The organism is Kitasatospora sp. NPDC001159 (genome assembly GCF_053598235.1).
Genome location: NZ_JBSFJV010000035.1, coordinates 1 through 12,209, shown reverse-complemented (window position 1 = coordinate 12,209; position 12,209 = coordinate 1). Strand labels below are relative to the sequence as shown.

Genomic DNA, 12,209 nt, shown 5'->3' with positions numbered 1-12,209 from the left:
GAGGCGGCTTTCACCGGCTGGGCAGCAGTGGCTCCCACACATCACGCTCGGCCGTCGCCGACCAGACCACGTCCCCGTGGCCGTAGCCCGGAACCACCCGGTAGTCGACCCGGGCGCCGCCCCGGCGGATGAGCCGGGCGCCGAGGTCGTGGTCCCCGCGTCCGAACTCGGCGTCCACCCACACCACGTCGGCCCGGATCGTGGCCCAGTCGATCCGGTGGACCTCCGTCAGACCGGCCCAGACCGCCGCCAGGTCGCGCAGCAGCGCCGTCGGTTGCAGGTTGCTGCCGAGGCGGGCGATCGCCTCGGCCCAGACGGCGAGCGGCGTGTGCTCCAGGGCGAAGCGGTCCTGAACCGCGCACTTACGGAAGTGCTACGTCCGCGCGGCCGGGGCCGTCCGGGGGATCTCACGGAACTCAGACGTGGGCCCCCGGCGCGCACCGGCCGCGGTCGCCGCCTCGTATCCTCGCCGAGATGAACGAGAGCCCCGCCATCGCCGGACCACCCCGTCCCGGCCGCATCCTGGTGATCGATGACGACCCGACCGTGGCCGAGGTGGTCGCCGGCTACCTCACCCGGGCCGGTCACCACGTCGACCGCGCCGCCGACGGCCCGCAGGGGCTCGCCCTGGCCCGTGCCCACCGCCCGGACCTGCTGGTCCTGGACCTCATGCTCCCCGGCATCGACGGCCTGGAGATCCTGCGCAGGCTGCGCGCCGGCGCGGACGGCGCCGACCCGCCGGTGGTGCTGCTCACCGCCAAGGGTGACGAGACCGACCGCATCCTCGGCCTGGAACTGGGCGCGGACGACTACGTCACCAAGCCGTTCAGCCCGCGCGAACTCGTCCTGCGGGTCCAGTCGGTGCTGCGCCGCTCCCGGGCGTCCGCGCCCGCGCAGCCTCCCGCGGGGCAGCTGGTCTCCGGTGACATCGCGCTCGACCCGCAGGCCCGCCGGGCGCACCGCGGCGGCCGCGAACTTCTCCTGACGCTCAGGGAGTTCGACCTGCTGGCGTTCCTCCTGCGGCACCCGCAGACGGTGTTCTCCCGGCAGGAGCTGATGGAGCGCGTGTGGGGCTGGGACTTCGGCGACCTCTCCACGGTCACCGTCCACATCCGCCGGCTGCGCGAGAAGGTCGAGCACGACCCCGCCGCGCCGGCGCTGATCACCACCGTCTGGGGTGTCGGCTACCGCTACGACCCGGCGACGGGGGAGCAGGACGGCCCGGAGTGAAGGACCTGCTGCTGATCGCCCTGTTCGCCGCGCTCGGCGCCGGCGGGGCGGGCCTGCTCGGCTGGGCGGCCGTCCGGCTGCTGCGCCGGCGCTCGCTCGCGCTGTCGCTGTTCTGCGTCGCCGCCGTCACCGTTCTGGCGGTGACCTCAGGGACCTTCGCCGTCGCCCAGGCGATGTTCCTGTCCCGGCACGACCTCGGGGTGGTGATCACGGTGCTGGCGATGGCCTCGGTGGTGTCGCTGGCGACCGCCGCACTGCTCGGACGTCAGGTCGCGGCCGGGGGAAGAGCGCTGACCGCGGCCGCCCGGACCGTCGGAAGCGACACCGGGTTCACCGCGCCCGAGCCCCCGCTCGGCCTGGAGTTGGCCCAGCTCAGTGCGGAACTCGCCGCCACCAGCGCCCGGTTGGCCGAGTCCAGGTCCCGCGCCCGGGCCCTGGACGGCTCCCGGCGGGAGTTGATCGCCTGGATCTCGCACGACCTGCGCACCCCGCTCGCGGGCCTGCGCGCCATGGCGGAGGCGCTGGAGGACGGCGTCGCCGAACATCCCCAGCAGTACCTGCAGCGGATGCGCACCGAGGTCGAGCGGCTGACCGGGATGGTGGACGACCTGTTCGAGCTCTCCCGCATCCAGGCGGGGGCGTTGGCCCTGTCGCTGTCCCGGGTGTCCGTCTACGACCTCGTCGACGACGCGCTGGCCGGGGCCCACCCGCTGGCCCGGCAGCGTGGCGTCCGGCTGGAGGGCCGACAGGTCGCCGCCGAACCCGTCGAGGTGGACAGCGGCGAGATCACCCGGGTGCTCGGCAACCTCCTGGTCAACGCGATCCGCTCGACCCCCGAGGACGGCGTGGTGGCCGTCTCCGCCCGCCGGGAGGCGGACGAGGTGGTGCTCTCGGTCACCGACGGGTGCGGCGGCATCCCGGAGCAGGACCTGCCCCGGGTGTTCGAGACGGGCTGGCGCGGCAGCCCCGCCCGCACGCCCCGCCCGGCCGACCCGGGTGCCCCGGGGGAGCGGGGTGACGGCGGGGGCAGCGGCGCCGGACTTGGGCTGGCCATCGTGCGCGGCATCGTGGAGGCCCACGCCGGCCGTGCCCGGGTCAGCAACACCGCCGGGGGCTGCTGCTTCGAGATCGTCCTCCCCGCTGCCCGGAGCTGACCGCCCGGAGCTGACCGCCCGGGGACCGCTCCGGCGTTACTCGGTGGCTCCGCTACTCCGCTACTCCGCGACGAGCACCGCGACCCCGGTCACCCGGTCGGCGGCGAGGTCCGCGAGCGCCGTGTCCGCCTGCCGCAGCGGGTAGCGGCGCACACGCACGGCCGGGCGGGTCCGGGCCGCCTCCGCCAGGTACGCCCGGCCGTCGGCCCGGGTGTTGGCGGTGACGCTGCGCAGCGTGCGCTCCTGGAACAGGTGCCGCTGGTAGTCGAGCACCGGGATGTCGCTGAGGTGGATGCCGGCCACCGCGAGCGTGCCACCGCGATCCAGTGCCGCGAGGGCGACCGGCACCAGTTCGCCGGCCGGGGCGAACAGGATGGCGGCGTCCAGCGGATCCGGGGCGGGGTCGTAGGAATCGCCCGCGAAACCGGCACCGAGCTCCAGGGCCAACCGTCGGGCCTCCGCACCCCGGGTGAACACGGCCACCCGCGCGCCCCGGGCCAGGGCGATCTGGGCGGTCAGGTGCGCGGACGCGCCGAAGCCGTAGATGCCCAGGAGTCCGCCCGGCGGGAGGTCGGCGCGCGCCAGGGCCCGGTAGCCGATGATCCCGGCGCAGAGCAGCGGGGCGAGCTCCTCGGCGGGCGGGCCCTCGGGCAGCCGGTAGGCGAACCGGGCGTCGGCGAGTACGTGCTCGGCGTAGCCGCCGTGCCGGTCCCAGCCGGTGTAGTGGGACTCCGGGCAGAGGTTCTCCCGCCCCGTCCGGCAGTACGCGCAGCTGCCGCAGGTGTGGGCCAGCCAGGCCACCCCGGCCCGGTCCCCGACCGCGAACCCCTCGACCCCGGATCCGGCCGCCCGGACGCGGCCCACCACCTCGTGCCCGGGCGTGCACCTCGGCGTCCTGGGGGCGAGGTCCCCCTCCGCCAGGTGCAGGTCCGTGCGGCACACCCCGCAGGCCTCCACCTCCACCAGGATCTCCCCGAGCCCCGGCCCGGCCAGCGGCCGGCGCTCCCAGAGCAACGGCCCCGGGCCCGCCGTACCGACGGGGCCGGGGTGGGCGACCACCCATGCCCCGGTCTCGTCCGGTGCCTGTCGCGTCGTGTCCATCGCCGGCTCCCGCCTGTCCGCCGGTTCGCTACTTCCAGCCTGCGCCGGTGCCGTCGTCGGCGCTGGCTCGCAGGGGTGCTCCGTCCTCACCGTACGCCCCGGGGGCGTGGCACCTCGCCTGACCGTGGCCCGGTGCCCGGCCCCGTACCGGGCACCGGGCCACCCGTGCTGTCTGGACGGTCCGGCCGGTCAGCTCCAGTACCCCGTGTGCACCGCGGCGGCCTCCTCGAACAGGTGCGGCCCGGAGACCTCCACGGAGCTGCCGCCGGCCGCGAAGACCTGGCGGCACGGCAGGTGGAGCACCGGCTCCTCCGGGTCAGCGCCCGCGATGGCGTTCAGGTCGGTCGCGGCGAGCGCGTAGACCACCCGGCGGATACCACTCCAGAAGATCGCGCCGGCGCACATCGCGCAGGGCTCGGTGCTGGAGTACAGGGTGGCCTTGGCGAGCTGCGCCGGGGCCAGGGCGCGGGAGGCCTGTCGGACCAGGTTGGTCTCCGCGTGGGCCGTGACGTCGTGGTCCGTCAGCACGGTGTTCTCGGCCGTGAGCAGGACGCTCCCGTCGGGGTCGGTCAGCAGTGCGCCGAAGGGGTGGTTGCCGTGCGCTCGGGCGGAGGCCGCGAGATCGATGGCCGCGAGCAGGTGGGCGCGGGTGTGATCGGCCATGACGTCCTCCTCAGGGATGGGCCGAAACGGGGAGGTCAAACGTATGACGTCCAGGGTGGAGCGAACAGCCGTGGCAGCGGACGGGATCTCGCCTCCCTCCGGATCAGCCGTACGGCACGACGGCGACCGGGCAGTGCACATGGTGGATCGCCGCGTGCGCCACCGGACCGAGGTGGTGGTGCAGCGGTGCGTGCCGGGTGCGGCGGCCGACCACGAGCAGCCGGGCCGTCGCCGTCGCGTCCACCAGCTCGACCGCGGGCTTGCCCCGCACCAGCTCCTCCGTCACCTCCACCTCGGGGTGACGGGTCCGCCAGGGCTCCAGGGCCTCGGCGAGCCCGGTCCGCTCGACGGCGGAGACCTCGTGCTCCAGCCCGCCGATGGCGCCGTAGGACATGTACTCGCTGCCGGCCGGCGGGGACCAGACGTGGACCACGCGCAGCGGTGCCGAGCGGAGCGCGGCGGCCTCGAAGGCGAAGGCCAGCACCTCCTCCGCGGGGTGCGCCAGATCGAGGCCCACCGTCACGGCACCGGCCGGCTCGCTCTCGTGGGCCCGGACCAGCACCACCGGGCAGGCGGACCGGCGCAGCACCTCCTGGCTCACCGAACCGGTCAGGAAACCGCGCACGGTGCCCAGCCCTCGCGAGCCGAGCACCAGAACGGCGGCGGTTCGCGAAGCGGTCTCCAGCACCTCCACCGGGTCGGCGGACACGGGCGCGGAGGTGATCGGCACCCCGGGCGCCACGGCGCGCAGTCCGGCCTCGCGGTCGGCCAGGTGCGCCAGGGCGCGGTGGTAGGTCTGGTCGCTGCCGACCACGTCCCGCTTCGGCCAGGGCCAGGCCTGGACGACTTCGAGACCGAGCCCGCGGCGCTGCGCCTCGCGCACCGCCCACTCGGTGGCGGCGAGGCTCTCGGGCGAGCCGTCGAAGCCGACGACAACGGATCCGGTCACGGCGTACTCCTCGGTTCGGCGGCACCTCGACGGCCGTACCCGGCCGCCGGGGCCACCTCGGGTTGCGGCCTCAGTATCGGCGCTGGCTGCGAACGGCGCCTGTCGGGGCCGGTCGGGGCCGCCATGGGCCTGACCCTGGCGGTCCTCGCGGGACCCTGCCGACCCGCAGACGGCTCACCGTCGCCCCCACGCCTCCACCGTCGCCGCTGCCCAGGCCCGTACCCGCTCCGGGAAGCCCTCGGCCGGGAAGGTCCCGTCGACCGCGACCTCCGCGATCGTGACGGCGTACCCGCCCCGCGGCGCCTCCACCCGGGCCTCCCGGACCACCTCCGGCGCGCGCTCCTTCACCCGGTGCGAATTGGCCCCCCGCGCCCGCTCGACCAGTCGGTCCACCTCAGCCAGGCCCCCGTCGAGATGGGCCCGCAGGAACTCCCGAGCCCTCGCCCCGTTGTCGGCCGGCAGCCGACTCGGATGCTGCAGCAGGAAGCACGACACCGACACCCCGTGCAGCGGCCCCCACGGCTCCTTCCGCGCGTGGTCCAACGCCAACAGCGCGTGGAACAGCCCTTCGCAGCCCCGCGCACCGCACTCCCCGCAGGGCCCCGGGCTCGTGTCACGATCCCCCGCGCCGTCCGTCACCGCTGCACGTTCTTGTGCAGGTACATCGCCGACACCCCGTAGCCGTTGCGGCGGTACAGCGCGATGGCCGCTTCGTTGTCGCCGAGGACGTTCAGGGCCAGCGAGGTCAGGCCCTCGGCGACGACCAGTCGTTCGGCGGCGGCGAGGATGGCGGAGCCGTAGCCGTGGCGGCGGAACGCGGCGAAGACGTGGAGGTCGTAGAGCCAGGCGGAGGTGGCGGTGCCGAACTCGCGGGGGTCGGGGCCGATCCAGGCGGTGCCGACGACCTCGCCGGACTCGTTCACGGCCGACAGGAGGTGGTGGTCGGCGGTGCCGAGGCCGTCCGGGAGGTACTGGGCGGTGCCGCGGCGGACGCGTTCCCGGGCCAGCTCCTCAGGCATGCGCTTGGCGAGTTCGAGGACCACTGCGGCCTCGCGGTGCCTGGTCGCCGCCTCGTACTCCGACGGCGTCATCGGTCGCAGGGTCACCTTCGATGCGTCCATGCCCCATCTTCGACCGGCCGCGGGCGGTGGCGGAACCGCATTTCGCGCCAGAGCGGCCGGGGTGGGGTGGCGGAGTGGTACCGCGGTACTACGCCCCGTCCGATGATCAGCCCGCGGTGCCACGGATCGGGCGCCTGCCGCACCTAGCGTGGAAGCGTGGGCGGCCGGGACGGCCCGGCCCCTGAACGTAAGGGTGAGCGATGATCGAGGCGCACCAGCTGACGAAGCGGTACGGGGAGAAGACCGCCGTGGACGGGCTGGACTTCATGGTCCGGCCGGGGACGGTGACCGGGTTCCTCGGGCCCAACGGGGCCGGGAAGTCCACCACGATGCGGATGATCGTCGGACTGGACGCGCCCACCAGCGGGACGGTGCGGGTCAACGGCCGTCGCTACGCCGACCACGCCGCGCCGCTGCAGGAGGTCGGCGCGCTGCTGGAGGCCAGGTCGATCCACCCCGGCCGCTCCGCGTTCAACCACCTGATGGCCCAGGCCCACACCCACGGCATCCCGCGCCGCCGGGTCGACGAGGTCATCGAGCTGACCGGCCTGCAGTCGGTGGCCCGCAAGCGGGCCGGGGCGTTCTCGCTCGGCATGGGCCAGCGACTCGGCATCGCGGCCGCTCTGCTGGGCGACCCGGCCACGGTGATGCTGGACGAGCCGGTCAACGGCCTCGACCCCGAGGGCGTCCTGTGGATCCGCAACCTGCTGACCTCCCTCGCCGCCGAGGGCCGGACCGTCTTCGTCTCCTCGCACCTGATGAGCGAGGTCTCGTTGGTCGCCGACCACCTGATCATCGTCGGACGCGGCCGGCTGCTGGCCGACACCACCGTGCAGGACCTGATCCGCGAGGCCGGCGGCGACGCCGTCAAGGTGGCCAGCGCCGACCCGGCCCGGCTGCGCTCGGCGCTCGCCGGGCCCGGCGTGGAGATCACCGGCCGGTCGGGCTCCGAGGAACTGCTGGTCACCGGCCGTACGGCCCGCGAGATCGGACTCACCGCCGCCGAGCACGGCATCGCCGTCTTCGAGCTCACCCCCCGGACGGTCTCCCTGGAGGAGGCGTTCATGGACCTGACCAGGGACGCCGTGGAGTACCACGGCACCACCACCGCCCGCATCGAGACCGAGACCCCGAGGAGCGCGGCATGAGTACCGTCGTGACGTCCGAGCCGACCGCGCCCGCCGAGCCGCGCCCCGCCCGCCCCGCCTACAAGGTGACGGCGCTGCGCGTGCTGCGCTCCGAGTGGGCCAAGCTGTGGTCGCTCCGTTCGACCTGGATCACGCTTGGCCTGGCGCTGCTCTTCCTGGTCGCCTTCGGCCTGATCGCGGCGTTCCAGTTCAAGTCGCGGATCACCTCGGGCCGCCCGATGGACCGGGACTTCGCCAGTGCGAGTGCGCTGAGCCTGTCCCTGTTCGGCACCAACTTCGCCCAGCTGGCACTGGGCGTGCTCGGCGTGCTGGTCGCGGCTGGCGAGTACTCGACCGGCATGATCCGCTCCACCCTGGCCGCCGTTCCGCGCCGCCTGCCGGTTCTGTGGTCCAAGGCCGCGGTGTACGGCGTGATCGCGCTGGTCCTCGGCACGGTCGGGGTGTTCGCCACGTTCGTGGCCGACAGCGGCATCCTGTCCAGCACCCGGGCGGCGATGACCCTCTCCGACGCCGGGGTGGTCCGCGGCCTGCTGGGCGCCGGGCTTTACCTCGGGCTGGTCGGCGTGATCGGGGTCGCCCTCGGTGCGCTGCTCCGGTCGGTGGCGGGCGGCATCTCGGTGCTGGTCGCCTCGCTGATGCTGATCCCCGGGCTGGTCTCGCTGCTGCCCAGCTCCTGGCAGAACCACATCAGCCCCTACCTGCCCAGCCACGCGGGCGAGGCGATGTTCGCCCTCCACCACGACACGACCACCCTCTCGCCGACGGCCGGACTGCTGGTCTTCCTCGGCTGGACGGTGCTCGCCCTGGCCGGCGCGGCCGTACGGCTGGTCCGCACGGACGCCTGAGGCCGCACGGACGCCCGAGCCCGCACGACGCCTGAGGCCGTCCGCGGGCCGAGTCCTGAGACACTCCCGGTGCGGCGTCGGAACCGACCGGCGCCGCACCACCCGTACCACCACCAGGGAGACGCCACCGGTGAGCGAGGACCACGCCCCCTCCGCCGGCCCGCTCGTGGCCGTCGACACGCTGTCCGGCCACCCGCTGTTCGCCAGGCTGGCCCGGATCGGCCAGCGGGTGCGGGAGGCGGACCGCGCCCACCCGTGGGTGCTGGACACCGCCGTGGTCGCGGTGGTCTTCCTGATGTTCTGCCTCCCCGACCTCTTCCCCGGCCGCGGCGAGCCCTCGCACGAGCACCGGGTCGTCCTGGTCCGCCCGCCGCTGCCGGCCATGCTGGCCCTCCAAGCGGGCCTGGTCCTGCCACTGCTGTGGCGCCGCCGACGTCCCACCGAGGCCTTCGCCGCGATCATGGCGGTGTTCGTGCTGCAGTGGTCTTTCGGCGTCGCCCTGCGCGCCGACGCCGCCCTGCTGGTCGCCCTCTACAGTCTGGCCCTGCACGGACGGCTGCGGCACCTGGCCTGGTCCTGCGTGGTGATGGCCGGCGCGATGGCCCTGGTCGCCGTCGAGGTCTCCGGCGGCGGGCTGCCCGTCGGTGACGCGCTGTTCTTCCTGGTCAGCGCCGCGACCGCGGCCGTCGCCCTCGGCATCGCGGTGCGCATCCGCCGCGCCCAGCTCGCCGGGCTGCGCGAGCGCGCCGCCCGGCTGGAGATCGAGCGCGACCAGCGCAGCCGCCTCGCCGCGGCCACCGAACGCACCCGGGTGGCCCGGGAGATGCACGACATCATCGGCCACAACCTCTCCGTCATCGTCACCCTCGCCGACGGCGGCGCCTACGCCGCCCAGGCCTCCCCCGAGCGCGGCCGGGAGGCGCTGCAGCTGATCGGGGAGACCAGCCGCCAGGCGCTCGGCGAACTGCGCCGGATGCTCGGTGTGCTGCGCGACCGGGGCGACCAGACCGCCGAGTTCAACCCCCAGCCCGGCATCGCCGACCTCGACGGGCTGTGCGCCCGTATCCGCGCCGCCGGCCCCCAGGTGCGGTACACCGTCGGCGGTGACCTGGACCAGCTCGACCGCGGCGTCCAGCTGATGGCCTACCGCATCGTGCAGGAGGCCCTCACCAACACCCTCAAACACGCCGGCGCCGAGACCCGGGCGCACGTGACCCTGATCGCCGACGCCACCCGGCTGCGGGTGCGCGTTCAGGACAGCGGCCCGCCCGGCGGCAGCCCCCGGCCGGTCCGACCGGTCGGCGAGGGGCACGGCCTGGCCGGGATGCGGGAGCGCGCGGCCCTGTACGGCGGCACCGTCACGGCGGGCCCCGGCCCTGGGGCAGGATGGACCGTGGAGGCCGTACTCCATCTCACCCCCGACCCGACAGGCGGCCCGACGTGACCACCGTCCTCATCGTGGACGACCAGCCGTTGCAGCGCTACGGCTTCCGGATGCTGCTGGAGAGCCAGTCCGACACCGAGGTGGTCGGCGAAGCCTCCCACGGCGCCGAGGCCGTCCGGCTGACCGCCGACCTGCGGCCCGACGTCGTGCTGATGGACATCCGGATGCCCGGCATGGACGGCATCGAGGCCACCCGCCAGATCGTCGCCACCGGCGGACGCTCACGCATCCTGGTGCTGACCACCTTCGACCTCGACGAATACGCCCACGCCGCGCTACGCGCCGGGGCCAGCGGCTTCCTGCTCAAGGACGCGCGCCCGGAGGAACTGCTCGCCGGGATCCGCGCGGTCGCCGAGGGCGACGCCGTGGTGGCCCCCGCCATCACCCGCCGCCTGCTCGACGCCTACGCCCACCACCTGCCGGTCCGCCCGCCCGGCTCGGCGCCGGTCGAGGACCCCCGGCTGGACGCGCTGACCGAGCGCGAGCGGGAGATCCTGGTGGCCATCGCCCACGGCTGGACCAACAGCGAGATCGCCCAGCGCCTGGTGCTCGCCGAATCCACCGTCAAGACGCACGTCAGCCGGGTGCTGGCGAAGATCGGCGCCCGGGACCGGGTCCAGGCGGTGATCTTCGCCTACGACCGAGGGCTGACCCGGCCCAATCCGCCGATCACGAATTGATGCTCGGCGTCCCGTGAGGCGCCCGGGGCAGGTGCGGGACGGAGGCCGGCAGGGCGCGGCCGGTGCGGTCGTCGGTGTGCCAGGACTGCGACTGGAAGGCGAGGATCACCGCCGTCCACCGGTTCTCGTCCGGCAGGTGGATCAGCACCGCGCCGTCCTGGTGCACCCCGTCGTCCTTGCGGAGCTGGCCGCTGTTGCGCTGGTCCATGTGCACGTCGTGCACGCCGTTGCCGGGCAGGAAGCCGAACACCTTGTCCGGCACGCCAGGTTCGGGCTCGAAGCGCTGGCCGAAGACGTAGACGGCGGCGCCCTGGTCGGCGGTCGCACGTCACAGTTCGCGCGGCGTCAGCACGGACAGGTCACGGTGCAGCGCCTCGTCCGCCGCGTCGCGGCGGGCGAAGCGCTCGACCAGACGCCGGGTGATGCTCGGCGCGAGCAGGGCGTCGCCAGCCCGCACCTGGCGGACGGCGCTCACCAACCGGACCGCGGACCCGGCCCGGGACCGAGTCCCCGCGCGATGCTTGGGAGGGAACGGGTTCGTTCACTAACATTGGCAGGAGGCCTGGTGAACAGGAACCCCCCGGAAGGTGCGCAGCCATGTCCGCTGAAACCGACACCGCGCGCACGGCGGCGACCGACGCCCCGCTCCGGCGGCGCGGCGAGGCACTGGAGAACGCCATCTACGAGGCGGCCCTCCAGCAGCTCACCACCGACGGCTACGCGCGGCTCACCATGGAGGGCGTCGCCGCCGCCGCGCAGACTGGCAAAGCCGCGCTCTACCGCCGCTGGTCCTCCAAGGAGGAAATGGTGACGGACGCGCTGCGGGCGAGCCTGCCCCAGGCTCGGCCCGCCCCCGACACCGGCGGCCTGCGCGGGGACCTGCTGGAGGTGGTGACCGGGCTGCGCACCGCGATGTTCAGCGAGCTGGGCGCAGCGGTCCGGGCGATCATGAGCGAGCTCGACCACCAGCGGGCGCACGCCTTCCTGGAGCTCGTGCTGGAGCGGGTGGTCGCGCCCACCACCGCACTGATCGCCGAGGTGCTGGACCGGGGCGCCGCCCGGGGCGAGGTCCGCCCGGGGGCGGTCACCCCGCTGGTCACCGACGTCGTCCCGGCGCTGATGCTGTACCGGATCAAGGTGTGCGGCGGCGACACCGTGAACCTCGACCCGGCGGCCATCGTGGACGAGGTGCTGCTGCCGATCGTCCGGCCGTGACCGAGGGGGCCGGTCACGCCCCGCTGTGGCGGAGCACCTCCTCGCGCTCGACCACCTTGACCCGCTCCCGCTCCCGCTCCCGCTCCTCGGCCTCGCCGAGCGTGCGCTCGTGGGCGTCGAGCAGTTGCCAGCCCTCCCAGGTGGTGCAGCGGACGCCCCGCTCGCGCAGGTACTCCTCGACCGCTGCCGGGTCCGGCTCGACCGCCGCCGGGAAGCCTGCCGGAGGCGTGCACCTCGACGGCCCGGTTGCGCTTCAGGCCCTCGTACACGTTCGGCGGGATCTTGGAACCTCGGGGTACGGGTGGAGACGCTCTCCCGCGTGGACACGCTGCCCACCGACACGCCCGTCGTCGTCGCCACCTCCCTCGACGCGGCCCGCCGCCTGCTGGACGACCCCACGCTGACCTGGCCGAGCGGCCGCACCACCCTGGTCGACCTGGCCGTACGCACCCGGCGCGGGGACGCCTTCGCCGTCTCCGACCTGGACGCGCCGGGGTGGATCGAGCGCTTCACGGCGCAGGACCGCACGCTCGCGCCGGCGGGCGAGCAGCTGATCCAGGGGCAGATCCCCCTCGCGCCGGACGCGTCGAAGGCCGAGGGCGTCGCACGCGCCGAGCACCTGCTCGACCTGGGCTTCCCCGGCTGGCGCGAGCGGCTGA

Annotated in this window: 13 protein-coding genes and 4 pseudogenes; 8 read left to right on the top strand and 9 right to left on the bottom strand. The window is 74.5% G+C overall.

Annotation, left to right across the window (positions count from 1 at the left end):
• Positions 1–10: 10 nt before the first annotated feature.
• The gene (locus ACWC9T_RS19630; RefSeq protein WP_449822305.1) at positions 11–187 is read right to left on the bottom strand and encodes a hypothetical protein; all 177 of its coding nucleotides are present in this window, start codon (positions 185–187) and stop codon (positions 11–13) included.
• 287 nt (positions 188–474) lie between these two features.
• Between ACWC9T_RS19630 and ACWC9T_RS19625 the strand changes: the two genes are divergently transcribed.
• Positions 475–1,230, top strand: coding sequence for a response regulator transcription factor (locus ACWC9T_RS19625; protein WP_449822304.1), 756 nt, complete (start codon positions 475–477; stop codon positions 1,228–1,230).
• Complete coding sequence (locus ACWC9T_RS19620; RefSeq protein WP_449822303.1) at positions 1,227–2,384, top strand: sensor histidine kinase; 1,158 nt, start codon at positions 1,227–1,229, stop codon at positions 2,382–2,384. Before ACWC9T_RS19625 ends, ACWC9T_RS19620 begins: the two co-directional genes overlap by 4 nt.
• A 60-nt stretch (positions 2,385–2,444) precedes the next feature.
• On the opposite strand, the gene ACWC9T_RS19615 is transcribed toward ACWC9T_RS19620, so the two are convergent.
• The 5 genes from ACWC9T_RS19615 to ACWC9T_RS19595 form a co-directional block, all read right to left on the bottom strand.
• The gene (locus ACWC9T_RS19615; protein WP_449822302.1) at positions 2,445–3,485 is read right to left on the bottom strand and encodes a zinc-dependent alcohol dehydrogenase family protein; all 1,041 of its coding nucleotides are present in this window, start codon (positions 3,483–3,485) and stop codon (positions 2,445–2,447) included.
• A gap of 189 nt (positions 3,486–3,674) precedes the next feature.
• Positions 3,675–4,148, bottom strand: a complete 474-nt coding sequence (locus ACWC9T_RS19610) for a nucleoside deaminase (RefSeq protein ID WP_355671595.1) — start codon at positions 4,146–4,148, stop codon at positions 3,675–3,677.
• A gap of 103 nt (positions 4,149–4,251) precedes the next feature.
• Positions 4,252–5,097: a universal stress protein gene (locus tag ACWC9T_RS19605; RefSeq protein WP_449822301.1), complete on the bottom strand. Its 846-nt coding sequence runs from the start codon at positions 5,095–5,097 to the stop codon at positions 4,252–4,254.
• Between the two features lie 174 nt (positions 5,098–5,271).
• Positions 5,272–5,736 (bottom strand): DUF5946 family protein, encoded by a 465-nt coding sequence (locus ACWC9T_RS19600; RefSeq protein ID WP_449822300.1) that lies wholly within the window; start codon positions 5,734–5,736, stop codon positions 5,272–5,274.
• Positions 5,733–6,188, bottom strand: coding sequence for a GNAT family N-acetyltransferase (locus ACWC9T_RS19595; RefSeq protein WP_449822299.1), 456 nt, complete (start codon positions 6,186–6,188; stop codon positions 5,733–5,735). Before ACWC9T_RS19595 ends, ACWC9T_RS19600 begins: the two co-directional genes overlap by 4 nt.
• Positions 6,189–6,418: 230 nt before the next feature.
• Between ACWC9T_RS19595 and ACWC9T_RS19590 the strand changes: the two genes are divergently transcribed.
• The 4 genes from ACWC9T_RS19590 to ACWC9T_RS19575 all read left to right on the top strand — a co-directional run bounded on the left by ACWC9T_RS19590 (position 6,419) and on the right by ACWC9T_RS19575 (position 10,335).
• A complete protein-coding gene (locus ACWC9T_RS19590; RefSeq protein ID WP_449822298.1) occupies positions 6,419–7,366 on the top strand; it encodes an ABC transporter ATP-binding protein in 948 nt (315 codons plus the stop codon).
• The gene (locus ACWC9T_RS19585) at positions 7,363–8,211 is read left to right on the top strand and encodes an ABC transporter permease (protein WP_449822297.1); all 849 of its coding nucleotides are present in this window, start codon (positions 7,363–7,365) and stop codon (positions 8,209–8,211) included. The genes ACWC9T_RS19590 and ACWC9T_RS19585 overlap by 4 nt, the downstream gene beginning before the upstream one ends.
• A gap of 130 nt (positions 8,212–8,341) precedes the next feature.
• The gene (locus ACWC9T_RS19580; protein WP_449822296.1) at positions 8,342–9,655 is read left to right on the top strand and encodes a sensor histidine kinase; all 1,314 of its coding nucleotides are present in this window, start codon (positions 8,342–8,344) and stop codon (positions 9,653–9,655) included.
• Positions 9,652–10,335 carry a response regulator gene (locus ACWC9T_RS19575; RefSeq protein ID WP_449822295.1) on the top strand — a complete coding sequence of 228 codons (684 nt, stop codon included), beginning with the start codon at positions 9,652–9,654 and terminating at the stop codon, positions 10,333–10,335. Before ACWC9T_RS19580 ends, ACWC9T_RS19575 begins: the two co-directional genes overlap by 4 nt.
• On the opposite strand, the pseudogene ACWC9T_RS19570 reads toward ACWC9T_RS19575, so the two are convergent.
• Both ACWC9T_RS19570 and ACWC9T_RS19565 read right to left on the bottom strand, forming a co-directional pair.
• Positions 10,325–10,642, bottom strand: a pseudogene (locus tag ACWC9T_RS19570) (DUF2278 family protein); the annotation flags it as partial. The gene ACWC9T_RS19575 and the pseudogene ACWC9T_RS19570 overlap by 11 nt on opposite strands.
• A 24-nt stretch (positions 10,643–10,666) precedes the next feature.
• Positions 10,667–10,813: pseudogene (locus ACWC9T_RS19565) on the bottom strand (DNA-binding response regulator); the annotation flags it as partial.
• Between the two features lie 119 nt (positions 10,814–10,932).
• On the opposite strand from ACWC9T_RS19565, the gene ACWC9T_RS19560 reads away from it, so the two are divergent.
• Complete coding sequence (locus ACWC9T_RS19560; RefSeq protein WP_449822294.1) at positions 10,933–11,550, top strand: TetR-like C-terminal domain-containing protein; 618 nt, start codon at positions 10,933–10,935, stop codon at positions 11,548–11,550.
• Positions 11,551–11,563: 13 nt separating this feature from the next.
• Here the strand turns inward: ACWC9T_RS19560 and ACWC9T_RS19555 are convergent.
• A pseudogene (locus tag ACWC9T_RS19555) lies at positions 11,564–11,780 on the bottom strand (pyridine nucleotide-disulfide oxidoreductase); the annotation flags it as partial.
• Here ACWC9T_RS19555 and ACWC9T_RS19550 point away from each other — a divergent pair.
• A pseudogene (locus ACWC9T_RS19550) lies at positions 11,774–12,209 on the top strand (FAD-dependent oxidoreductase); the annotation flags it as partial. The pseudogenes ACWC9T_RS19555 and ACWC9T_RS19550 overlap by 7 nt on opposite strands.